The sequence below is a fragment of the Congzhengia sp. genome (assembly GCF_037235575.1).
Taxonomy (GTDB): domain Bacteria; phylum Bacillota; class Clostridia; order UBA1381; family UBA9506; genus Congzhengia; species Congzhengia minquanensis.
In genome coordinates this window covers 1-23,272 of sequence record NZ_JAXUNN010000015.1, presented here as the reverse complement: position 1 = coordinate 23,272, position 23,272 = coordinate 1, and the positions used below count along the sequence as shown (strand labels likewise).

Here is a 23,272-nt window from a genome sequence, read left to right as displayed (position 1 = left end):
TTCCGAAACTGAAAGTAAAACCAGCGTTTGGGGATGGGGCAATGACGGTCAGGCGCAATTGGGATCAGGCGATTTGGGTTCCATTGTGAGTGTGCCTGTGAGGTTAACTTATTTTGATAACCTGAATATTAATGAAATTTCTGCCGGAGATTCCCACACGCTCGCGTTAAGCGGCGACGGCGACCTTTATGTTTGGGGCAACAATACAAGCGGGCAGTTAGGCACAGGAGGTGCGGCATATGGCGTATCCCCTACAAAGGTTTTAAACATTCCTCCCTTAACCGCAATTTGTGCCGGATATGATTTTTCTGCGGCCTCCGCGGCAGACGGCAGCCTTTGGGCATGGGGAAATAATGATTTCGGACAAATTAACCCTGATGGAGGGGCGCAGAAATACAATCTGCCCACACGGGTAAACCTAAAATCCCAGACGCTTGGCTGCGTGTCGGCAACCCTTTCAGACGGTCAAAACACTTATGAACAAATACCGCCGACCGGTGGCAATTATCAATTGCAAATTGATTATTACAACAGTGGGGCAGGCATTGATGCAAAGGTTTTGGCAGCGGTGTATTCGGAAACGGAGCAGGGAACAATTTTGACTGACGCTGTATCAGCCGACATTGCCATACCGGCAGAAAGCCAGTCGGGACCTATATCTGTTCCAATTGTTTTGCCGGATAACACGGAACATGTAATGATTAAGGTATTTGTTTGGGACAAATTAAGCCATGCACCGTTTACAACTGCCGTGCAGATGCTGAGAGAACAATAGAACAGGGAGGGTGTGTTAAACATGAAAAGAATCATTACTACAGCACTTTTGGCCAGTCTGACGCTTTTTGTTGCTCCGGCTATCTGTCACGCGTCGACTGAAAATTTATTTCGTACAAATCCTGAAAAAAGCATTATATTTAACGAAGACCCTATGGAATATGGATACAGAAATGGTAATTTCACCTCTTCGGGGCTTGCTTCCTGGGCGGATCAGTTTGTCGACACCAATGTGGGAACCATTATGCTGAACACACAGTCCGGCCGTGCAAATTACAGCGGCTATACCACAGAGGCATATTGGGAGGGCGTAGCTCACGACAGTGACTACTGGACAACCGATTTAAACGGTCTTCGCCAAAAGCATTACACAGGAATGCTAAATGGTATTGAGTTTACCGAAGAACGCATAAAGCTATTGCGCGAACGCGGAATTTCTCCTTGGGTTAGCATTCGCATGAACGACGTTCATGACATGAGCGATATGGATAATCCGCTTCATGCCACCTTTACAAAGCAGCACCAATCCATGCTTGTCGGCGCGAACAGTCCTTTCTATGACGATCAACGGTGTCTGAACTACTTAAATCCCGAGGTCAGAAATTGGTACTTTGCTACCATTCGTGAAAATATAGAGCGCTATGACATGGACGGACTGGAACTCGACTTTATGCGCGAATCCTACACGCTTTTTGATGCTGCTGACCGGGCGGCTTTAACAGAAGTATACACGCAGCTGGTGAAGGACATTCGAAAGGTTTTAGATCAGTACGAAATGGTGCGCGGACACGAAATTTATTTGGGCGTACGTGTTCCGGCGGCAGTTCATGTTGCAGTAGACTACGGTCTTGATGTGGAAGAATGGAGCCGTCTTGGCCTGGTAGATCTTGTGTGCGTAACCGCACGCTGGGCAACCTCTGATACGGACATGGAAATTGAAAAATGGACAGAACTTTTAAAAACACAGGCTGGTAATAAAAATATTATTATCAGCGCAGGAATCGAATCGATTTACCGCTCGAACTATGGCCAGGGTCCCGGACAGTATACCGGCATCGAAACCACTCGCGGCATGGCGCACTCTTTCTTAAGCCGCGGAGCAGACTGCATTTATCTGTACAATCATATGAACGAATATATCGGCACCGGGCAGGGGCACATGTACAATCAGTTCCGAGATTGGACGCCTATGCTGCAGCAGGTAAATTCAATTGAAAATATGGCGGGACTTGTGCGCAGGCATGCAATTACGTTCCGCGACCGGGTGGCGCACAACGAAGCCGTAACATCTGTTTTGCCAATCGTTTTAACACCTGCAACGCCGCAGTCACAAGAGCTGAACGTTCATGTAGGCAGCGTCAACGAAACGTATGACACCGATAATTATGTAATTATCGGCGTGAATCAAAATTACAACGGAACAGGCGCGGGCGCCGTAACAAGCGCTGGAGACGCAAGCGTTAAAATAAACGGCGTAGAGTGCCCATATGTGGGAGATGTTGTTACAATCAATGAGCCTCGTCCGAAAAATCTGTCCTATGAGCTGTTTGACTTAATTCGTTATAAAGTGCCGAAGGGGGTTTTAAAAAGCGGCTACAATGCAGTTGCCGTTGAGGCTTTAAACGGTAAAACCATTGAGCTGCAGTGGGTTGAAGTTTACATGAATTCAAGCCTGCCGGGAATGCGCAATCTTGCGCTCAATAAAACAGTTACCGCGTCCTCTTATTTTGAAGAATCGACACATTATATTCCGGAACGAGCGGTTGACGGAACGGTGGATTTATGGGGCTGGACGCCAATGTTTCCGGCAGATACAAAACCGGATTGGTGGATGTTAGACCTTGGTGAAGCATATAATGTTTCCAGAATTGAAATTGTAGCGCGTCAGTTACGGGATGGCGGAGATGAAGGAAATGTTGCATACCGTTCTAACTTTAAGGTGCAGGGGGCGGCAGACGCGGCATTTACCGCGCCGGTGGAAATCGCTTCAACGGGTTCTTACGGGCAAAGCGTTATTGAACCGGGAGGCACATGGAACATCACGATTCCTGAGGAGAACATAACGCCCATTCGCTATGTGCGGATTATCGAACAGGACAATGAAAATGTAGCATATACTTTCCCATTTTTAACTGAGGTTCGGGTTTTTGAATAAATGATGTGATGGCAAATTTACCCCCTAAAATAGAAAAAATACCTGTTGTTTTTGTTGCGGTTTAGCAGTATAATGATGTCGAGATTTTCATTGAAAGGAGCGGTAAATTTATGCTTTACAAAAAAAACAGGGAGCAAAGTTTAAGCAACGAGCTGTTTCAAAATCCCACGGCGGAATATCGCGGCACGCCTTTCTGGGCTTGGAACAACAAGTTTGACGACAATATTTTAAAAGAACAAATTGAAATTCTTAAGGAAATGGGCTTTGGCGGCTTTCATATGCACTCGCGCGCCGGAATGTCAATGGAATATTTGGGCGAGGATTTTATGAACTGCGTGAAATACTGTGTGGGCAAGGCAAAAGAGGAAGACATGCTGGCCTGGCTCTACGATGAGGACAAATGGCCCTCGGGATTTGCAGGCGGTTTGGTGACCAAAACGCCCAAATACCGCGGTAAAATTATGCTGTTTACAAAAGAGAATTTAGAAGACGTACCAAAGGAACAGGCGATTGAGGAGGGGCTTCCTTATTTCTACGCAGCATATGATGTGGTTTTAGATGACAGGGGCTTTTTAAAATCCTGCCGTGAAGTAGGACGGGAAGAGGAATGCACAAATAAATATTATGCGTTTGTGAAAACCTTAGACCCGACACCGTGGTTTAACAACCAAACCTATTTGGACACGTTAAGCTACGAGGCGGTGGCAAAGTTTATTGAAGTAACCCATGAGGCCTATAAAAATGCCGTTGGAAGCGAGTTTGGAAAAACCGTTCCTGCAATCTTTACCGACGAGCCGGAATATGGCCGTGTGATCCCCAAGCCGTTTTCGAACGGGGACGCGACGGCGCAAATTCCTTGGACAACAGATTTTGATGTCGACCTGAAAAACGAAACAGGTGTAGACCTCAAGCCGGTTTTGCCGGAACTGTTTTTTGCGCTGGAGGACAATGCGCCGTCTTATGTTAAATATGTTTATTACCGATGTCTTACTAACCGCCTTGCTGACTGTTTTTACGGACAAATCGGCCGCTGGTGCGAAAAAAACGGCCTTATGCTGACAGGCCACTCAAACACCGAGGATACAATGCAGCTTCAGTTGTGGTGCTGCGGCGACGTGATGCGGCTTTATCCGCATATGCAGCTGCCGGGTATTGACACGCTGGTGAACGGCGACAGGGAAATTACAGCAAAGCAGGCGCAGTCGGTTGTGCATCAATACGGAAAAGAGGGCGTAATGTCGGAGCTTTATGGCGTGACGAACTGGGACTTTGATTTTCGCGGTCACAAGTTTCAGGGAGACTGGGAGGCGGCTTTGGGCGTTACCGTCCGCGTTCCGCATCTTTCCTGGCTTACCATGGAGGGCACGGCAAAGCGGGACTATCCTGCGTCAATTTTCTACCAGTCGCCCTGGTATAAAGAATATAAGCTGATTGAAGATCATTTTTCTCGGGTAAACACTGCACTCACCCGCGGTGAGCCAGATGTTTCTGTGGGGGTAATTCATCCCATTGAGAGTATGTGGATGCAGTTTGGGCCGAATGACACCTGCGGCGGCATGATTGACAGCTTAGACAGCCAGCTTGCCTTTGTTTCAAAATTTTTGCTTCACAGGCTGATTGATTTTGACTATATTGACGAGGGCAATTTAGAAGACCTTTGCACCAAAGGCGGCAATCCGCTTGTGGTTGGAAAAATGTCCTATTCTACCATTGTTGTGCCAAACTGTGTAACCCTGCGGAAAAACACCATAGACAGGCTTACAGAGTTTTGCCAAAACGGCGGAAAGCTGATTTTTACAGGTAAGTGCCCGGATTTTGTGGACGCGAAGTCCTCCCATTTGGCAAAGCCGCTGTATGAAATGGCGACAAAGGTACCCATGGACCAATATGCACTGACAAACGCTATTTCTGACCGACAGCTCGAAATTTACATGGGGAACGGGCAAAAATCCGACCGGTTTATATATCAGATGCGTAAGGATACGGACGGAAAATGGCTGTTTATTGCAAATTCTCAGATATTTATGGAAACAGGAAGCGTAAAACCACATTCGTTAGACATTTATGATAACTGGCAAAACGCATCGTATCTTTCTGTGGCAGGTTCTTCATCTGCCGTGTTCACGGAAGACGATATTCAAATCGTAATAAACGGGGAGTTCACACCGGTTCTCTACGACACCATGACAGGTGAAACGAAAGAGCCGAACTTTGAGATAAAAGACGGCAAAACTGTAATTAAGACGAAATATTATTGGGGAAACAGTTATCTTTTCAAGCTGCTGAAAAAGACAAAAGAAAAAGCACAAAGGGAAGAACCTAAAAAAACTGTAAGCCGCAGGATTGATTTTAAAGAAGCGGTGGATTATAAGCTTGCAGAACCCAATGTTCTGCTGCTGGACATTGCAGAATATGCCTTTGACGACGGTGAGTGGAACGAAAAAGAAGAGGTTTTAAAAATCAGCGATATGTTTCGGGCGTCCTTAGGCTGGCAGGTGGATTTCCCCCAGCCCTGGGTGATTGCAGACGAACCGGCAGAGCACTTTGTGCATCTAAAATACCGGTTCCATTCAGAATTTGGACTTTCAGGCTGCAAGCTGGCCTTAGAGCAGGCAGAATCGACAAAAATTTTGTTCAACGGAGAGGCGGTTCAATCGAACATTGACGGCTGGTATGTGGATCAGTTTATTAAAACTGTGCCGCTACCGGACGTGAAAAAGGGTGAAAACGTGTTAGAGCTTACCGTGCCTTATTCCAAGCGGGGAACGGTGGAGGCATGTTACCTTTTAGGGGACTTTTTTGTGCGTCTTGCGGGTACGGAGTCGACCTTAATCCCCCCGCGGGAACGGTTGGCATTTATGTCAACAGATAAACAGGATTTGCCCTTCTACAGCGGTAACATCATTTATAAAACAGAAATCTGCGTTGAGGATTGTGATTTAGAGATTTCTGCCACCTCGTTCCGCGGGGCGCTGGTAAAGGTTTATCTGGATGGGAAAGAAGCTGGAATTTCTGCGCTGCCGCCATTTCTTGTGGAATTTAAAAATGTTGCAAAAGGGAAACACACGGTGGAATTTGAGCTGTTTGGCAACCGGTATAACACCTTTGCGCCGCTGCACTTAGCCGACGAAACGGAAACCTGGATTGGCCCTGCAGCCTGGTCCGCCCGCGGCAATGCGTGGTGTTATGAATATCGCACACGGCCCTTTGGCATTTTAAAAAGTCCTGTAATTAAGGTAATCAGCAAATAAAGAACCGCCGGGAATTTTTCCCGGCGGTTTTCTTTTTTTTAAAACAATAGCTGCAAAGCAGAGCCAACGTTTTTTGCATAATAAATGGTGAGGTCTTTTGGCGGAGCAAGTCCCCGTTTGTTCGATTCTGGGATAATGCACTTTGAAAAACCGAGCTTTTTCATTTCGTTCAGCCGCTTGTCAATCTGGTTCACTGCACGAAGCTCGCCAGTTAAACCCACCTCGCCGATTAGGGCAATGTCTGGATCAATGTCTTTGTTTTTAAAGGCAGAGGCCACGGCACAGATAATGCCTAAGTCGGCAGCAGGCTCGTCGATGCGCATGCCGCCGACAATGTTAACATAAATGTCCTGATTGGAAAGGTTCAGCCCCACGCGCTTTTCCAACACCGCAATTAAAAGGTTTACGCGGTTGTAATCTGCCCCAGTGGTCATGCGGCGCGGGGCGGGGAAGGTGGTTGGCGCAACCAGCGACTGCACCTCGGCTAATAGCGGCCTTGTGCCCTCTAAGGTGCAGATGACGGTAGAACCTGATGTTTGTTCCGGTCGGCCTTCCAACATCATGGAAGACGGGTTTTTTACCTCCCGCAGGCCTTCGCCGGTCATTTCAAACACGCCAATTTCGTTGGTGGAACCAAACCGGTTTTTCACGGCGCGCAAAATCCGGTGGCTTTGGTGGCGTTCGCCCTCAAAGTATAGCACACAGTCAACCATGTGCTCTAAAACCTTTGGGCCAGCCAACGCCCCGTCTTTTGTCACGTGGCCCACTACAAAAACGGAGATAGACCGTTCTTTTGCCAGCTTCATTAAAGAAAGCGTAACATCCCGCACCTGGCTCACCGTTCCGGGGGCCGATGCGATGTCGGGATTATACATGGTCTGAATCGAGTCGATAATTAAAATGTCGGGCGCAATGGTTTCGGCGTGCTTTATCGCCGCGTTGATGTCGGTTTCGGTCAGCACATAAAAGTCCTGCCGGATTCCCAGCCTGTCAGCCCGCATTTTCAGTTGCTTTTCCGATTCCTCTCCGGAAACGTAAAAAAAGCTGGTGTTTTGTTCTAACGATTTAATTAATTGAAGCAAAATGGTAGATTTTCCGATCCCTGGTTCGCCGCCCACTAAAACCAGCGACCCGCGCACAATTCCGCCGCCCAAAACGCGGTCGAGTTCCCCGATGCCGCAGACAATTCTGGGGTCTTTCGTTGTGTCTACCGTTGAAAGCTTTACCGGGACAGAGAAAGACTGCGCTACTTTCTTAGACGATTTCGATGTTACCACAACATCTTCTGCAAAGGTGTTCCAACCGCCGCAGCCGGGGCATTTTCCAATCCATTTTGCGGATTCATAACCACATTCTGAACATACATAAACCACTTTTGATTTCATCTATAACAACTCCGAAGCATTTTATTTTATCCTATGGCCGCTGTGCCGTTTCGCTGTTGGGCTCTTCATCGGGCGGCGCGGAAGGCGCCGGCGCCGTTTGTTTCGGGTCGCCGGAAGGCTTTGCCGTTGTGGTCGAGGAGGCAGAAGGCGAGGGCGAAGCTTTTTTCGTTCCAACTATTTCAACCCGGTCCTTGCCGGAATAGGTGCTCTTGCACAGCACGTCGCTGGAGATTTTCACGCCGTTTTCATAAACAACCTTGTAGGCAATGTAAGAGCTTCCGTTGGTGCCGGCGCTCTCTACCTTCACTTTCCCCTCCGGCATGGAAGAGTCTTCCTTGCGGACAACTTTTGGGGAAGTGGTGCCTGTTTTTTCAGTTTCTATTTCAATTTTGCGGTTAGGACGCTCATTGGTGCCGTAAATGGTAATTACATTTTTGCGTCCGATACATTCTGCACGAATTTCAATCGGTTTTGAATAGTTATTTTTAAACTTAAAATCAACAGAACCATAGGAAACCGTTGCGTCCCTGCCCATGGGAACATAGGTCACAGGGAGGGTATGGTTTCTTCTTGATGTGATGTCTAAATCGGCGTAGACCACAGCGTTAAACATGGTGGACGAAACCTGGCAAATTCCGCCGCCAATTCCCGGCTGCACGGTGTTTCCCACATAAACGTTTGCCATGCGGAATCCACGTTCTACCGTTCTTGGGCCAACCACATCGTTATAGGAAAATTCTTCGCCTGGGGCTAAAATATATCCGTTTATTTTGTCACAGGCAAGCTGAATGTTGTGGGCGCGGTCTGCGCTGGAGGAGGAAAAATCCGATGAATAGGTTCCCAGCTCGTCGGTCAGAAGCGAAGCTTTCAATGATTCGGTAGTAACCTTAGGTTCCAGCACCGTAACCGGAACCACAACCACGGCCTTGCCCTCTTCTGCCTTAAGCGCACGTTTTACTTCCTTATCGTCAAACGTTACACCGGGACTGCTCTGAGTAAACAAAAGCTTGTGGTCAGAGATGGTATAGGTTGCGTCTGTCGGTTCGCTCGATGTGTGACGCTTAATAAAATCGACCGTTATTTCTTCCGGTTCAATTTCTTTAAGCTGTAATGAAATTTCGTCCATGTGGTTAATCAGGCAGTTGGTAATGCCTTTCTTTACTTCTTCATATACGATGCCGCGGCCCGGTGCACCCCGGGTTATCGTTAAGGAGTCCGCTCCAATTTCAATTTTATTGTCCACCGCCGTAATGTCAAGACTGGCGGAAATTTTGTCTAAAACACGCTGCAGGGCATATTCATCAAAGGAAAGGGAATATGGCACTGTAACCGGATTTTTTTTCATGTTGGAAATTTCGCTGAGCCTGCCTAGGCCCCGCTCCTTCCGGCCATATTCCATGGCCAAGTTGACCATTTGTTCTACGTCTAAAGCCGGCGAAAGGGATAAGGTGCTTAATTTTTCACTGGCCCCGTCAATGTTTATGGTAATGTCGTAAACGGAAGAAAGGTCTGCAAGCTCGGGAATTTTGTTTCTTAGCTCGTCTTCCGACATGCCGCCCACTGGCGTTTCACCAATATAAACGCCTTCATAAACCTTGTCATATGCTAGAATTTTTGCAGAATAGGCTGACACAGAGGCAATCGCAGCGACTAAGGCTACGATGAGGAAAATAAGTAAAACCGTCTTTTTTTTGCTTTTATTTGTTTCTTGCCGCTTTTTTGAAGCTGACATTCAATCACCCCGTAAAAAATTACAAATTTAAAAACCAGATTGCAAAGTTTAAATATCCGGCATAGAGAATATATAAAAGATATGGCAGCAGAAAAATGCCGGAAAGCTTGCTCGACTGGTAGAATTTAACCACCGTGATGGCAGTGAACACAAACAGAATTACGAGCAAAATAAACGCGGTAAACGGCAGCTTAAAGTTAAAAAACACAATTGGCCACAAAAAGTTAAAAAACAGCTGTGTGTAAAAAAACAGCTTGCCGTCGTTTAAATCTTTCTCATTCGCGCCCGATGTTTGAAACAAGAAGAACGCAACGCCCATTAAAATGTAGAGCACCGTCCAAACAACGGGAAACAAACTGCCGGGCAGGGCAAAAGGAGGTTTTATCAAAACGTTATACATATCTGTATTGTTTGAAATTAAAAGCCCTGCCAGCAGTCCGGTCAAGACCGGAAGAAGGATTGATTTAATTGCCTGAATTGTCGTTTTCATATAAAGACCACCTATTGTTCTTAAAATTATGGTACAGTATATGGATTTCAAAAAAGGAATATACATTCAGGCGCGTTTGCATTTTAAAACAAAGGCACGGAAAAGTGAGTTTTTCCGTACCTTTGTTTTATCACCGCGGTTATGTATTATCTGGAACCATTTCTGTTAGCGCGAATGGTTTCCGCTGTTTTAATCAGTTCTTCTTCTAATGCGCGCAGCACATCGTCGGCATATTGGTTCGCGCCCACGCGAATTTCGTGGGAGTTTTTCTGCGCACTGTCTACAATTTGATTTGCTTTTTCGTAAGCCTGCTGCGTAATATCGTGTTCATTCACCATTGCGGCAATTTTATCTTCAGCGGCTTTAATAATGCCGGCCGCCTCTTTTTGTGCATCGTTAATAATTCTCTGGCGTTCTTCTTTCACCCACTTCGCCTGCTTCATTTCATCAGGATATTTCATGCGGATATCCTGTATCATGTCTAAAAGCTCGTCCTTGTCAATGATTCCCCGGCCCCATATTGGTATGGTGGTACAGCTGTCAATTTTGTCTTCCAAAGCGTCAATAAGTTGTTCAATGTCCATCATTTAGCACTCCTTCTCCATCTTATATTTTACATCTTCTATTATTTCATCAGGTATTAATCCCTGGGTATTGCCGCCGTACAGGCAAATTTCTTTCACTACGCTGGAGCTGATGTATAAACAGTTCAGGCTTGTAACCATAAACATGGTTTCAATTTCCGGATTTAGCTTTTTATTTAACAGCGCCATCTGAAACTCATATTCAAAATCGGAGATGGCGCGCAGACCGCGGATAACGGTGTCTGCGTTTTTCTTTTTGGCAAAGTCCACCAAGAGCCCGCCGAAACTGTCAACCTCACAGTTAGGCAAATCTTTTGTGCAGCGGCCGATCAGCTCCATCCGCTCAGATACGGAAAACAGCGGGTGCTTTGCGGAGTTGTTTAAAACCGCCACAATTACTTTGTCAAACACCTTGCAGCTGCGCTTTATAATATCTAAATGTCCGCAGGTAACGGGGTCGAAGCTTCCGGGATAAACTGCAATTTTCAAGGATGTCACTCTTTCATTATCAAAATTTTTACCCTGCCATAGGTTTTGTCGCGGTAAATTGAAAAACCGCAGAAATCAAACGCAGGGGTATTTAATTTGTCGCACTCAACTATAATTTGCCCCTCTGGCTTTAAAATATTTCTTTCAGCAATGATCTGAAGCGATTTTTCGTAAAGATCCGATTCATAGGGAGGGTCAATAAAAATGACGTCAAATTTTTGACCTGTGGTTTTTAAAAAGGCAATACTGTCGGATAAAATTAAAGATGCATTTTTGTCCAAACGCGTCATTTTAAGATTTTTATCCGTTACGGCAAGCGATTCTTTCCGGCTGTCCACAAAATCGGCGTGATGTGCTCCGCGGCTTAAAGCTTCAATTCCCAATGCGCCGCTGCCGCAAAACAGGTCTAAAACGGAGGCACCGGGCAAGTTAAGCGCAATCATGTTAAAAACCGACTCTTTTACACGGTCTAACGTGGGGCGAATATCCCGTCCCTCTAAGGCGTAAAGCTTTTTTCCCCGTGCGCTGCCTGCAATTACCCGCAAAATGTTTCCTCCGCAATTTATCTTAATTTTAGACACATTATCATATTATATTTTATTATAATTCAGATGAATGTCAATGAAATTTGCCAAATTGTTAACTAAATGTAATGTTTGTGTCAAATAACTTTAATATAGCGTCGAAAATCGGTTTATTTTCCGTTTTTTTAAATCCTTTGTCTGACAGAACCAATTCTTTTGCCGCTTTGGTAGTTTCGTTTAAAATGTCAATGTCGCAATAAATGTTTGCTAATTTAAAGGTCATCAGCCCGTGCTGGCGGGCGCCAAAAAACTCGCCCGGTCCCCGAAGCTTTAAGTCCTGCTCGGCAATTTGAAACCCGTCGGCGCTCTGTTTCATAATTTTCATTCTCGGTGTGTCGGTTGGAATATTTTCGCCGGGGAACAAAATGCAATAGGCCTTGTCGCTGCCGCGGCCTACGCGCCCTCTGAGCTGGTGAAGCTGGGAAAGGCCGAACCGCGCCGCATTTTCAATTACCATGACAGACGCGTTGGGAACGTTTACGCCTACCTCAATTACGCTGGTGGCAACCAAAATTTTAATATCCCCGTTTTTGAACCGGGTCATGATTTCGTCTTTTTCCCCGGGCTTCATCTTGCCGTGAATGTAGGAAACTCTGCTTCCAAAAAGTTGTATTAGTTCACCACTGTAAGTTAAAACGTCTTTCATGCCCGGAATTTCAGAGGGTTCCACCGCAGGGCAGACGATGTAGGCCTGCCTTCCGGCATCGGTTTCTTTTTTTAAAAAGGCATAAACGCGCCGGCGCATATGCTCGCCCACCACAAAGGTGTCAACCTTTTTTCTGCCTGGGGGAAGCTCGTCGATTATGGAAATGTCCAAATCGCCGTACATCATGAGGGCGAGCGTCCGCGGAATGGGCGTGGCCGTCATAATCAGGACGTGGGGGTGCCTGCCTTTGTTTTCCAGCTGTTTTCTTTGGGAAACCCCGAACCGGTGCTGCTCGTCCGTGATAATGAGCGCAAGGTTTCCCAAATTTGTCTGCTCGCTGATTAACGCATGGGTGCCTACAATGATTTTTACCTTTCCGTTTTCAATTTCTTCTGTTACAGTGCGCCGCTGTTTTGCAGTCATAGAGCCGGTGATGAGCCGCGTTTCCAATCCGAAGGGGGCGAAAAGCGCTGATAACGATTCATAGTGCTGACTCGCCAAAATCTCTGTGGGCGCCATCATGGCGGCGGAATAGCCGTTTTTTGCGCAGACAAACATTGCAATTGCCGCAACCAGCGTTTTTCCGCAGCCCACATCGCCCTGCACCAGCCTGCTCATGGGAACTGCGCGTTCCAAATCGGAACAGATTTCACCTACCACGCGGTTTTGCGCGGCAGTTAAGGGGTAGGGAAGTGTGCTGACAAGCTGTTTTGTAAATCCGGAATTCTTTAAGGAAACCGCTTTTTCTAATGTTCTGTCCTCCCTAAGAGAGAATAGCGCGGTTTGAAATAAAAACAGCTCCTCAAACACCAGCCGTCTGCGGGCAAGCTCTAAGGCAGCCATGTCTTTTGGAAAATGAATATTTTGAACAGCATACCAAACAGAGCACAAATTATGCTCCTGCCGAAGGTGCTCCGGCAGAATTTCTGGCAGCAATTGAAGGGCTAAGTCCTGGGCAGCGCGCACCGCATCTGTGACAATTTTTAAAGAAAGCCCCGCGCAAAGACTGTATATGGGAAAGATTTTTCCGGTAACATTGTTTGTTCCCGGAACTTCAAACAGGGGCGTTTGCATTTGCTTTTTCTGCCCTATCGATACTTTGCCGTAAAAAACATATTCCGTTTCTAAATTAATCATGCGTTTGATAAACCGGTTGTTAAACCACACAAGTTCAAGAAAACCTGTACCGTCTGAGATTTTAAGCGAACAGACGTACAGGTTTTTCCGGATCATATTTTCGCGCAAGGGGGACACGGCCCGGCCCCTTACGCAGACGGTTTCCCCGTCGGTAAGCTCTGCCAGTTTTTTTAGTTTCGTTCTGTCCTCATAGCCTCTGGGATAAAACGTAAGCAAATCGGACACCGTAAAAACACCAAGCGTGCGGAATAATTCCGCACGCTTTTGGCCAATTCCGTCTAACACGGAGATAGATTCATTTAAAATATTTTTCTTATCCAAGAAAACCACACCTATTCAACAGAGAAGATGAAGTCATACAAAGGCTGGCCGCCTTCATAAACCAAAACGTCGCAGTCTTCATATTTTTCTTCCAAAACATCTTCAATCTGCTCTTTTTTGTCTGCCGTTACGTTTCCGCCGTAATAGATACTGATGATGTCGCTGTCGTCGTTTACGACCTGGCCGAGCAACTCCTGCAAAACAGAGAATGAATCGTCGCCCACGGCTTTAATCTCGCCGCCGGCAAGGCCAATGATTTTGTTTTCCGGATATTCTGTGTCCTGAAACGTAAAATTACGCACAGAATAAGTTACCATTCCGGTTTTTATATTTGATATGGCGCTGTTCATCGCCGTTATATTATTTTCTAAATCAACTGCGGGGTCAAAGGCCAGCTTAGCCGCAATGCCCTCTGGAACAGAACGGGTTTCCAAAACCACAACATTTTTCTCCGTTAAATCTATCACCTGTTTTGCCGCCATGATGATGTTTTTGTTGTTGGGCAGCACCACCACGGTTTTGGCATTTACGCTGTTCACCGCAGACAAAATATCGTCGGTGCTGGGGTTCATGGTTTGGCCGCCTTCAATCACCTTGTCGACACCCATGTCGGAAAAAATATTTTCTAAACCGCTGCCCGCCGCAACAGCGGCAAACCCGATTTCTTTTTCCGGCTCCTGGGGCTGGGTTTCTGCGTTAATCCGTTCGTTGTGCTGATATTTCATATTATCAATTTTGATGTTTACCAGTTCGCCGATTTTCACGGCCTCCTGCATCACATATCCCGGATTGTTTGTGTGAATGTGGACTTTCACGATGTCGTCATCGTCAATGACCACCATGCAGTCGCCTTTTTTCGAAATTCTGTCACGGAACAGTCCCACCGGGGCGGACTGCGCCGATTTATTGATTAAAAATTCTGTACAGTAAATAAATTTTATATTTGCGTCAATTACCTTTTTATCTAACGTGGTGTTAACGCTGACCTCTGAGCCGGAAAGTTCAACCACCTCGCCTGTTTCAAGGTAAGATAGAGCACCTTCTAAGAGGTAGACTAAGCCCTGACCGCCGGAATCAACCACACCGGCCTGCTTTAGCTGGGGCAAAAGCTCCGGCGTGCGGGCCAAGCTTTCCTGTGAGGCAGAAACTGCCGCGCTTAAAACCACTACAATGTCGCCGCTGGTTTCCAGCGCTTTTAAGGCTGCGTCTGCCGCGTCTCTCGAAACAGAAAGCACGGTGCCTTCCATGGGCTTCATTACGGCTTTATAGGCCGCAGACACACCCTCTTTCAAGCACTCCGCAATGTCTCTTGCGTCGGCAGTGCTGAGGTCTGTGAGCCGTCTTGCCATGCCGCGGAACAGCTGGGACAAAATAACGCCGGAGTTGCCGCGGGCGCCCCGAAGGGACGCGGAAGCAATGCCGTTCATCACTTTTCCAACTGTGTTGTAGTTGTTCTTAAGCAAATCCTTGCAAGCGGCGGTTACGGTCATAGACATGTTCGAACCCGTGTCGCCGTCGGGCACGGGAAACACATTCAAATCGTTTAAAATTAGTTTATTATTACAAAGCTTGTTCGCACCGGACAAAAAGGCACGGCACAAAGTTTCGGAATCAGCTGTAAATAACAATGGGGTACACCTCCGAATTTTTTAATTAATCAATTCTAACGCCTTCAACGTTAACGGTTACTCTGCCTACTTTAAATCCCGTTGCGGTTTCAACAGCGTATTTCACATTTCCAATAATGCTTTCGCAGATGACCTTTATATTCACACCGTATTCAACGATTACATGAAGGTCGATACTGATTTTTTCGTCTTCCGTGTTCACTTTTATGCCTTTTGTGATCGAATCCCATTTTAAAAGTGCGGCAATGCTGTCCGACGTGCTTTTATAGGCCATGCCAACCACACCGTAGCAGGTTGAGGTTGCAACGCCGGCAATTCGTGCAATGACATTTTCAGAAACTACTATTGCGCCGTTATCGTTTTCGGTTTTTATCGCCATATCAATTACCTCCGGATTGATTTATTTTATGAAACTGCATAAAATAAAAATGTGAAGCTTCATTTGTACTATTATATAATTATACTCTTACATTATAGCATATATTTTCCAAAAATGGAAGAGCTATTTTTCAATTATTTACAATTTCGTGACAAAACGGTTACGGCGCGAAAAGGTAACATACTTTTTCGCGCCGCAGTTCTCTTTTGACTTGTTTGTCAGTGTGAACTTGCCGGGACCTTATCTTTGAACAAAAGCGTGATGGACCAAAGACCGGCCAGGCCTACCAGGGAATAGATAATGCGGCTTGCAACGGCCATTTGACCGCCGAACAAAAAGCCCACCACATCGAGACCGAAAAGACCGATGCAGCCCCAGTTCAATGCGCCAATGATGACTAAAATCAGACTGATATTATCCAGTGTATTCATAAATAAAATCACCTTTCCTCCCGCATTTTTAAATGAATGGCTGTTTGCGCCTGCGGGACTGCGCAAATGAAATCCCATTCATCTTTATGTATCCGTATTTTTTGCAAAATAAATATATTTATACCATTCTTTATAAAACGTTTCATACATAAACTTATTGTAAAAGCAAAGGAGTGATTTTTTATGTACCGTGCAGGCGAACTGCGGCAAAAAGAAGTGATAAACGTAAACGACGCATCAAGAATGGGATATGTTTCAGATGTTGAGGTGAGTTTAAATAAAGGTGAAATCGAAGCGATTATTGTACCAGGAAAAATAAAACTGTTTAATTTTGGAAAAAGCGACGATTTAGTAATTACATGGGACAAAATAAAAATGATTGGCGACGACGTTATTTTAGTGGATATGCCGCCGCGTATGTTTGACAGGGGAAAAAAATGAACAGGAAAAAAGCACGGAAAAATTTTTTCTTTCCGCGCTTTTATTTTAAAAATTTTTGGTTAAAGCAATTTACAGCGCCGTCTGTGTGTCGTTGGGGTTGCCGTTTCTTGCCAGATCGAATTCTGCAGACCAGTCTAAACCGCGGTAAGGCTCACCGCGGCTGTCGGTTTGAATGAACGCCATGAGCAAATCCAGCATTTCCTCCGTCCAGGTGTTTCTGTCAATCTGTGCTGTGGTAAATTTGTTTTGAGTAATCATTTCAAAACCGAAAATATCTTTTACCTGGGTTTTCGCGGCGCCGTCTACCACTTCCGCCACCAAATGGGAGGGAATAAACAGCACGCCGCCGCCTGCGCCGAATACAATGTCGCCGGGCAGAACAATGGCGTTTCCAATCCGGGTGGCTGTGTTAAATCCGGTCATGACAAAATCGCGGATCGGCGTGGGGTCAATGCCGCGGAAGTACACCTGCATACCCTCCACCTTTTTCATTTGTTCCACGTCACGTACGCCGCCCCAAATGACACCGCCGCCGGTTTTTGTTTTGGTTTTAATTGCTGTGGTTAAATTGCCGCCTAAAAACGTACCCTTGTAAATTTTGTCGTACATGTCGGCTACCACTACGTCGCCCTCTGTCAGGGAGTCAATCACCCACTGGTTATAATTTCCCTTTCGTCCCTCCGCCATGCCGACGGCGAACATGGTTTCGTGCAAATCCGGCCGCGTAGGCGCAAAGGTGGCGGTAACGGCGCGGCCAATGAGTTTTCGTCCATCGTCGTGGAGGGTTTTGAGCCTGCCCTCAAATTGGCTTTCATAGCCCTTGACGAAAATTGGTTTCCAAACCTCCTCTAACGTTAGACTTTGCAGGGCAGTTAGATATTTATCCGCCACCTTCGGCCTTCCGTCGGGAAAACGTTCTCCTTTCCACTGGGGGGTTAAAGCAACAATTTCTTCTTTTACATTAAAGTGCATCTATATCAAGTCCTTTCCGTCCTTACAGCCGCATTCCGCCGTCTGCCACCAGATCGCAGCCTGTGATGTAGCGCCCCTCGTTTGACGCCAGCAGCAAAACTGGGGCGGCGCAGTCCTCTGCAGTTCCGGCATAGCCGCAGGGAATTCCGGAAAGCACCTGCTTTTTATATTCGGCGTCGTTTAAAGCGTCTTCGTTGCGCGGCGTTAAAATTACGCCGGGGGACAGGTTGTTCACTGTGATGCCAAAGGGGGCAAGCTGTTTTGCAAGGTTTGTTACCAGACTCATTTGCGCTGCTTTGCTAGCAGCATAAACTGCCATGTCTTTGTGGGGTTTATATTGTTGGACGCTGCCAACAGTAATGATGCGCCCCCAGCGGTTTTCTTTCATGTGCGGAGCAAATTGCTGAATTAAGCCGAGGGTTGCAGCAAAGTTTACCTGAAGCTGGGCTTCAATTTCCTCCTGCGTAATTTCGTTCCACTTTTTTCGGAACTGCACGCTGGCGTTGCAGACTAAAATGTCAACGCTGTCAGTGGCATCCAATAATTTGGCCGCTGCATCTTTCTCTGAAAGATCTACGCAAACCGCTTTCGCGCCGGGAATTTTTTTTGCCGCATCCTCCGCTTTGCCTGCTGAGGTTCCGCCGTGCACAAACACAGATGCGCCCTGCCCTGCTAAACATGCGGCGACTGCAAAACCAATTCCCTGTGTTGAGCCGGTAACCAGGGCGGTTTTCCCTGTTAAATCAAACATGGTTCTTACTCCTTCCCGATTTGAAGTGTAAAGCTGTTTTGCGACCCTTTGCGAAGGTCTATTTCCGTTTTTGTTTCTTTTCCGTTTGTTACAACTGTTACATCATATTTGCCGTAGAAGCCGTGGAAAGCGGCGTTCCCGCCGTCATCTGTGCCGGTTTTGCCTTCGGCATGCCACCTTTTGTTAATCAATTCGTCCAATACATGAAACGCCGGCTTTTTGGTAAAATCGAACCGCAAAAGTCCCCCGCGGTAGTAATTTTCACCGGCTTTCATGTCGCCCTGTGGTGCAAAGGCGGCATAGCCGTCCGGCAAATTCCAATAAATAATTGCTTCCATTGCCGGGTGGCTGAAAAAGATGGTGTAAATGTAGTTTAGCAGCTCTGCCTGAATTGCTTCATCTTCTTCTGTGTCTGTGAAAGCGGGAATTGTCATCTCCGTGATTTGGAGCGGGCGGCCCAACTGTGCGAATTTATTTAAAACGCTGTAAACAAATTCGGGGTTATAGCGGGTAGAAATTAGCTCTTTCTCCCGCTCACGGGGCCAGAAGGAGTGAAACTGCATGCCCACCGAATCGATGCGGACATTTTTCGCAAGCAGCTGCTCAATTTGCATATAATATGCGTTTCGGTTGGTGGTAGGATAGGGCAGCTCCCACAAAACCGCCTCGTTGATAATCAGCTTTGTGAACGGAAAGAATTTATCCGCTGTTCGCCAGCTCCACTCTGCATTGTCGTCTGCAAAGAAAAAATCGGAACGGGGCTTATCTGAACCGCACAAAAGCTCGTTTGTAACCTCCATGGTGGGGATGGTTTCGCTGTAACGCTTAGCGATTTCGCGAAACCGCCTGGTATATTCCTTTTTTATTTCTGCAGTGGAAGACGATAACAGCCAGGTCGGAATAAAGTTGTCATACGTTAAACAGTGCAGCTTTGGTTCAATGTTGTTTTCCTGGCAATATTCAATGCACAAATCTGGGGCGGGGCGGCGGTAAATTTTTGCGCTTTCTTTGCCATACCGCGGTTTTCCGCGTTCCGGCTCCAAGTCGCTCCAATAAAAGGGCAGGGTGGCAAGGTTAAAAATTTCTTTAAAATATTCCTTATATTGTTTGTTCTTTTCGTCTGTTTCCAGCTCGTTCAGCATAAACAGGTTTGCACCAAACTTAAATTCGTGACTTTTCTGACAAAACGATATTAATGCCCCGGGAATCGGCTTGCCGTTTTCGTCGGTGACGATAAGCTTTGCCGTGCCCTTTCGGTGAATTTCAATATTATTTTTTACGGTGGTGTTTAAAAACGTCTCGTTTTTCCGAAAATTTTTCAAAATGGTTTCTTTGCGAGTATTCATTCATATTTCCTCCCTGCTTCCATCAATTTTAAAATAAAATGTTATCCAAGTTCCGCAATCAGATAACCATATGGTTTGAAGCTCAATGTTTTGTTTAACAGAGAATCGTCTGCCAAACCGGACTGCATTATTGTTTTTGCGTTAGAAATATCTGCGTTTACTGTTGCGTTTACACAGGCATTCTTGGTGTTTACGACAATCAGCAGCTGCTGTTTATCGGATGCTTTTACATAGGAAACGACTTCCTTCGGGCTGCTGTTGCCGACCCAATGAATCCTGCCGTTTACAATTGCATCGCAAGCATGGTGGAGCCTGTGAATTTCCTTTATAAAACCTGCTCTTCTGATTCCGTCCTCCGTAAATGCTTTTGACCAGTTCATTGCACTGCGCTTCCCATAAAAACGGTTTGAAAACATGTTGTTTTCAGCATCGTCACAGAGCTCATATCCGTTCCACAGAAAGGAAACTCCGTCGTAGGTGTTGGTGATGACCAGCGCAGCTTCCGCACCTTTGGAAGTCATGATAATCTCGTTCCTGTTAAGGCCGGCGTCAGATGCAACATCGTGGGTGTCAATCGTTCTGATTAGCTTCACAATATTTTCACCGTATTGCATTTTTTCTTTTTCATATGTATTTTTCAACTCGTATGCAGGCGTATCATTCGCAAAAATATCAATCATAAGGCGGTTCCAATCATACTTGTAGCCCATATCAAATACTTCTTGTATGTATTCCGGATTTATGCCTTCGTTCAGCGTCACAAGATCGGCATGGCGTTCCTTTAGCTTTGCAAAGGAATCACGCCAGAAATCCAGCGGGACGCTGTCACCGACATCACAGCGAAATCCGTCGCACTCAAATTCATCCAAAAGCGTCTGCATATTCTGAAGCAGATATTTTCTGAGCTCCGCATTTTGATAATTCAGCCTTGCAAACGGCCATCTGTCTGCAATCCATACTGTTCCGTCCTCATTTCTAATCACAAAGTCGGGATGTTCCTTAATAAATACCGCACTTCTGCCGCAATGTAAATAGACTAGATCAAACATTACAAGAAGACTGTTTTCATGCGCTTTTCTTACAAAAATTTTTAAATCTTCATTGGTGCCAAATTCCGGATCCACATTGAAATAATCGGCAATCTTATATGGGTTTTTTGGATTGTTTGTTTCTGATTTTTTCTGACGTTCACTCCATGTAATCCTATCAGCATCTTCTTCCTCTGCAAAAAAAGGACAAACGTATAAGATATCCACACCCAAAGAAGCAATATGCGGCAAAAGTGTTGCGGCGGCACGAAGCGTTCCTTCCGGTGTAAACGTGCGCAGCGCAAGCTGATAGATAATTGCATTTGTTTTATTGTTCATTTTTGTCAACTCCATTCCCGGTCGTTCGACCACTCATTGTTCCATTCCTCCGTGGGCTCCCACTGGCCCGGATATTTTTCGTGCAGGTGCTGTGCAATCAGTTCCTCGTTTAAGCTGTCAATTCCCAGCCCTGGCTTGTTGGGGACGTTTACAAACCCGTTCTGAATTAGGGGATTGTCAATTCCAACGGCCAAATCGTTCCACCAGGTCACGTCTGAAGAATGGAATTCCACAGCCAGCACATTTTGAACTGCCGCTGCACAATGGATTGCCGCCATACATGCCACAGGGCTTTCCGCCATGTGAACTGCCATTGCTGTGCCATATTTATCGCACAAATTTCCTAACTTTTTCATTTCCATTGCCCCGCCCACAGTTAAAACGTCGGGGTGCACAACCGAAACGCCGCTGGAAGACAGTAACGGCTCGAAGTTTTTCGCAAGATAGATGTCTTCGCCGGTGCAGATGGGCACGGAGCAGCTATTTGCAATTTTTACATAGTGGCTGGTGTAGTGCCAGGGGGCAATATCTTCAATCCAGGCGATATTATATTTTTCCAACCGGCGGGCAAACAAAATGCAGTCCTCTAAGTTAATGTGGCCAAAATGGTCGATGGCAAGGGGAACTTCATAGCCGATAACGTCCCGCACTTCTTTTACATAGTTTTCTAAAAAGTCCATGCCCTTTTGCGTCAGGTGAATTCCTGTGGCGTGGTGAGGGATGGTAAACGTTTCATAATTTTTGCCAAGCATCATGTCCCTGTCTACAGAACCTTTTTGATGGTTAATGGCCTTCATGGAGTATTTTTTTATATCTTCTAAAAATCCCAGCGGTGCATTTAAACATCCCGGCTCGTCAAGCATTAGTTCAATGCCTAAATCCATTTTTAAAAAGGTAAAGCCTTTTTCCATGCGTTTTTTTAAAGCATGCCCCATGTCCGTTCCCGTATGCTTTCCGTCCACGTCGGTGTCGCAATACATGCGTACCTTGTCCCGGAACTTTCCGCCCAACAGCTGCCAGAGAGGGACACCCCAGGCCTTGCCTGCAATGTCCCAAAGCGCAATTTCAATGCCGGAAACGCCGCCGCCCTGGCGGGAATGGCCGCCAAACTGTTTTATTCTTCTGAACAGCTTGTCAACATTTAACGGATTTTCGCCCAAAAGCCGCGATTTCAGCATTAGCGCATAGGTGGCGCTGGATGCGTCCCGTACCTCGCCAAAGCCAACAATGCCCTGATTGGTATAAATTTTAATCAGAGGACAGTGCTTGGGCGCACCGTCGATATTTGCCACACGCATATCCGTTATTTTTAAATCCGATGGCGAGGAATAGGTGTTGACATGTTCCTGCATCATTTCGTTTATGTCTTTTCTCTCCATGAAAGTTCCCCCTCATTGACATTTTTCATCTTACATATTATAATAAATGAAAACAGGCGCATGTGCAACTACTATATTTGGAAAAGTGTCCACTATATTTGGTTTTGGAGGTTTTAACCGTGCGTTTCAATGAAATGTCGTTGGGCGATGGGGCCGGAACGAGCTTACTAAAAGTATTTCATTCTTCAAAGGTGAAAACAGGAAAACGTGCCTTTTGGGAGCATCACCACACGGCATGTGAGCTGTCCACCATATGTTCCGGTGCGGGGCGCTACACGGTCAGCGGAAAGGAATATGCATTTCACGAAGGCGACGTGTTTCTGTTTGGCAGTCATGAGGTGCATTGCATTACAGATATCTCGCCGGAGTTTCCGTTTGATTTGCTGAATATTCAGTTTGAGCCGCGAATTTTGTGGGGCGGTAACGGTACCTTTGGCGTAAAGCTGTTACAGATTTTCTTTCATAGAAGTAATCTGTTTGAAAATCGAATTCAAAGGGATAATTCAGCCACAAAACAAATTAGAGATAAAATATTTTCTCTGGAAAAAGAACTTGCAGAACGAAAGTTTGGTTATGAAATTAAGGCAAAGACCTTGCTGTTTGATATGCTGCTTTCCCTTTCCCGCGATTATGGCTATATCGATGCAACCGGAAACAGAGAACCCGTTTCGGCAGACGTATTAAACCAGCTTGAGCACGCGGCAAATTTTATGGACGAAAACTTGGAACAGGAAATCACATTAGAAGAGATTGCAAAGCATGCGGCAATGAATAAAACTTATTTTTCTACCATGTTTAAAAGGTTTAACGGTATTTCCCCGTGGGACTATATCACCATTAAACGGGTGGAAAAGGCGGTGGCACTCATTAAGACAACAAGCTTGTCTAAACTCGAAATTGCACAAAGATGTGGTTTTAACAGTTCCTCGAATTTTTATAAGGCATTTCATAAGGTAACAGGACATTCTCCGGGAGAAATTTAAAAAAAGATAAAAAAGGGGGTTGACAAAAGGAGAGGGATGTGTTATTC

Annotated in this window: 19 protein-coding genes and 1 pseudogene; 5 read left to right on the top strand and 15 right to left on the bottom strand. The window is 46.0% G+C overall.

Annotated features, from left to right (window positions below):
- From WIG73_RS02900 to WIG73_RS02890, 3 genes and pseudogenes are all read left to right on the top strand, one after another.
- A pseudogene (locus WIG73_RS02900) lies at positions 1-775 on the top strand (hypothetical protein); the annotation flags it as partial.
- Between the two features lie 21 nt (positions 776-796).
- The gene (locus WIG73_RS02895; protein ID WP_337399214.1) at positions 797-2,929 is read left to right on the top strand and encodes a discoidin domain-containing protein; all 2,133 of its coding nucleotides are present in this window, start codon (positions 797-799) and stop codon (positions 2,927-2,929) included.
- 110 nt (positions 2,930-3,039) lie between these two features.
- Positions 3,040-6,180: a glycosyl hydrolase gene (locus WIG73_RS02890; protein ID WP_337399213.1), complete on the top strand. Its 3,141-nt coding sequence runs from the start codon at positions 3,040-3,042 to the stop codon at positions 6,178-6,180.
- 38 nt (positions 6,181-6,218) lie between these two features.
- Here WIG73_RS02890 and radA read toward each other — a convergent pair whose 3' ends face one another.
- From radA to WIG73_RS02840, 10 genes are all read right to left on the bottom strand, one after another.
- Positions 6,219-7,565 carry a DNA repair protein RadA gene (radA, locus tag WIG73_RS02885; RefSeq protein WP_337399211.1) on the bottom strand — a complete coding sequence of 449 codons (1,347 nt, stop codon included), beginning with the start codon at positions 7,563-7,565 and terminating at the stop codon, positions 6,219-6,221.
- 31 nt (positions 7,566-7,596) lie between these two features.
- Positions 7,597-9,297, bottom strand: a complete 1,701-nt coding sequence (locus WIG73_RS02880) for a VanW family protein (RefSeq protein WP_337399209.1) — start codon at positions 9,295-9,297, stop codon at positions 7,597-7,599.
- Positions 9,298-9,316: 19 nt separating this feature from the next.
- On the bottom strand, positions 9,317-9,787 hold the full coding sequence (locus WIG73_RS02875; protein ID WP_337399208.1) for a TspO/MBR family protein: 471 nt from the start codon (positions 9,785-9,787) through the stop codon (positions 9,317-9,319).
- 146 nt (positions 9,788-9,933) lie between these two features.
- Positions 9,934-10,371 (bottom strand): ATPase, encoded by a 438-nt coding sequence (locus WIG73_RS02870; protein ID WP_337399207.1) that lies wholly within the window; start codon positions 10,369-10,371, stop codon positions 9,934-9,936.
- Positions 10,372-10,374: 3 nt separating this feature from the next.
- Complete coding sequence (coaD, locus tag WIG73_RS02865) at positions 10,375-10,860, bottom strand: pantetheine-phosphate adenylyltransferase (RefSeq protein WP_249313393.1); 486 nt, start codon at positions 10,858-10,860, stop codon at positions 10,375-10,377.
- A gap of 5 nt (positions 10,861-10,865) precedes the next feature.
- Positions 10,866-11,405: a 16S rRNA (guanine(966)-N(2))-methyltransferase RsmD gene (gene rsmD, locus WIG73_RS02860; protein ID WP_249313394.1), complete on the bottom strand. Its 540-nt coding sequence runs from the start codon at positions 11,403-11,405 to the stop codon at positions 10,866-10,868.
- A gap of 94 nt (positions 11,406-11,499) precedes the next feature.
- Positions 11,500-13,548: an ATP-dependent DNA helicase RecG gene (recG, locus tag WIG73_RS02855; RefSeq protein WP_337399206.1), complete on the bottom strand. Its 2,049-nt coding sequence runs from the start codon at positions 13,546-13,548 to the stop codon at positions 11,500-11,502.
- A gap of 11 nt (positions 13,549-13,559) precedes the next feature.
- Positions 13,560-15,176 (bottom strand): DAK2 domain-containing protein, encoded by a 1,617-nt coding sequence (locus WIG73_RS02850; RefSeq protein WP_337399205.1) that lies wholly within the window; start codon positions 15,174-15,176, stop codon positions 13,560-13,562.
- 25 nt (positions 15,177-15,201) lie between these two features.
- Positions 15,202-15,555: an Asp23/Gls24 family envelope stress response protein gene (locus tag WIG73_RS02845; RefSeq protein WP_337399204.1), complete on the bottom strand. Its 354-nt coding sequence runs from the start codon at positions 15,553-15,555 to the stop codon at positions 15,202-15,204.
- Positions 15,556-15,773: 218 nt separating this feature from the next.
- Positions 15,774-15,986, bottom strand: a complete 213-nt coding sequence (locus tag WIG73_RS02840; protein ID WP_249313398.1) for a DUF378 domain-containing protein — start codon at positions 15,984-15,986, stop codon at positions 15,774-15,776.
- Between the two features lie 183 nt (positions 15,987-16,169).
- Between WIG73_RS02840 and WIG73_RS02835 the strand changes: the two genes are divergently transcribed.
- Positions 16,170-16,427: a YlmC/YmxH family sporulation protein gene (locus WIG73_RS02835; RefSeq protein WP_337399203.1), complete on the top strand. Its 258-nt coding sequence runs from the start codon at positions 16,170-16,172 to the stop codon at positions 16,425-16,427.
- Positions 16,428-16,496: 69 nt separating this feature from the next.
- On the opposite strand, the gene WIG73_RS02830 is transcribed toward WIG73_RS02835, so the two are convergent.
- The 5 genes from WIG73_RS02830 to WIG73_RS02810 are packed head-to-tail and all read right to left on the bottom strand — an operon-like array spanning position 16,497 to position 22,242.
- Positions 16,497-17,399 (bottom strand): RraA family protein, encoded by a 903-nt coding sequence (locus tag WIG73_RS02830; protein WP_337399202.1) that lies wholly within the window; start codon positions 17,397-17,399, stop codon positions 16,497-16,499.
- A gap of 22 nt (positions 17,400-17,421) precedes the next feature.
- Entirely contained in the window at positions 17,422-18,150 is a 729-nt protein-coding gene (locus WIG73_RS02825) for an SDR family oxidoreductase (protein ID WP_337399201.1), read from the bottom strand.
- A 5-nt stretch (positions 18,151-18,155) separates the two neighbouring features.
- The gene (locus WIG73_RS02820; RefSeq protein WP_337399200.1) at positions 18,156-19,496 is read right to left on the bottom strand and encodes an endo-1,4-beta-xylanase; all 1,341 of its coding nucleotides are present in this window, start codon (positions 19,494-19,496) and stop codon (positions 18,156-18,158) included.
- A 41-nt stretch (positions 19,497-19,537) separates the two neighbouring features.
- Positions 19,538-20,863 (bottom strand): alpha-amylase family glycosyl hydrolase, encoded by a 1,326-nt coding sequence (locus tag WIG73_RS02815; RefSeq protein WP_337399199.1) that lies wholly within the window; start codon positions 20,861-20,863, stop codon positions 19,538-19,540.
- A gap of 5 nt (positions 20,864-20,868) precedes the next feature.
- Positions 20,869-22,242, bottom strand: a complete 1,374-nt coding sequence (locus WIG73_RS02810; RefSeq protein ID WP_337399198.1) for a mandelate racemase/muconate lactonizing enzyme family protein — start codon at positions 22,240-22,242, stop codon at positions 20,869-20,871.
- Between the two features lie 119 nt (positions 22,243-22,361).
- On the opposite strand from WIG73_RS02810, the gene WIG73_RS02805 reads away from it, so the two are divergent.
- Positions 22,362-23,225, top strand: coding sequence for an AraC family transcriptional regulator (locus WIG73_RS02805; protein WP_337399197.1), 864 nt, complete (start codon positions 22,362-22,364; stop codon positions 23,223-23,225).
- The last annotated feature ends 47 nt before the right edge of the window (positions 23,226-23,272 follow it).

What these genes read in the sequence shown, in the direction of transcription:
- WIG73_RS02895 (WP_337399214.1), top strand. Translation starts at nt 797, where the DNA reads ATGAAAAGAATCATTACTACAGCACTTTTGGCCAGTCTGACGCTTTTT.
- WIG73_RS02890 (WP_337399213.1), top strand. Translation starts at nt 3,040, where the DNA reads ATGCTTTACAAAAAAAACAGGGAGCAAAGTTTAAGCAACGAGCTGTTT.
- radA (WP_337399211.1), bottom strand. Translation starts at nt 7,565, where the DNA reads ATGAAATCAAAAGTGGTTTATGTATGTTCAGAATGTGGTTATGAATCC.
- WIG73_RS02880 (WP_337399209.1), bottom strand. Translation starts at nt 9,297, where the DNA reads ATGTCAGCTTCAAAAAAGCGGCAAGAAACAAATAAAAGCAAAAAAAAG.
- WIG73_RS02875 (WP_337399208.1), bottom strand. Translation starts at nt 9,787, where the DNA reads ATGAAAACGACAATTCAGGCAATTAAATCAATCCTTCTTCCGGTCTTG.
- WIG73_RS02870 (WP_337399207.1), bottom strand. Translation starts at nt 10,371, where the DNA reads ATGGACATTGAACAACTTATTGACGCTTTGGAAGACAAAATTGACAGC.
- WIG73_RS02845 (WP_337399204.1), bottom strand. Translation starts at nt 15,555, where the DNA reads ATGGCGATAAAAACCGAAAACGATAACGGCGCAATAGTAGTTTCTGAA.
- WIG73_RS02840 (WP_249313398.1), bottom strand. Translation starts at nt 15,986, where the DNA reads ATGAATACACTGGATAATATCAGTCTGATTTTAGTCATCATTGGCGCA.
- WIG73_RS02835 (WP_337399203.1), top strand. Translation starts at nt 16,170, where the DNA reads ATGTACCGTGCAGGCGAACTGCGGCAAAAAGAAGTGATAAACGTAAAC.
- WIG73_RS02830 (WP_337399202.1), bottom strand. Translation starts at nt 17,399, where the DNA reads ATGCACTTTAATGTAAAAGAAGAAATTGTTGCTTTAACCCCCCAGTGG.
- WIG73_RS02825 (WP_337399201.1), bottom strand. Translation starts at nt 18,150, where the DNA reads ATGTTTGATTTAACAGGGAAAACCGCCCTGGTTACCGGCTCAACACAG.
- WIG73_RS02820 (WP_337399200.1), bottom strand. Translation starts at nt 19,496, where the DNA reads ATGAATACTCGCAAAGAAACCATTTTGAAAAATTTTCGGAAAAACGAG.
- WIG73_RS02815 (WP_337399199.1), bottom strand. Translation starts at nt 20,863, where the DNA reads ATGAACAATAAAACAAATGCAATTATCTATCAGCTTGCGCTGCGCACG.
- WIG73_RS02810 (WP_337399198.1), bottom strand. Translation starts at nt 22,242, where the DNA reads ATGGAGAGAAAAGACATAAACGAAATGATGCAGGAACATGTCAACACC.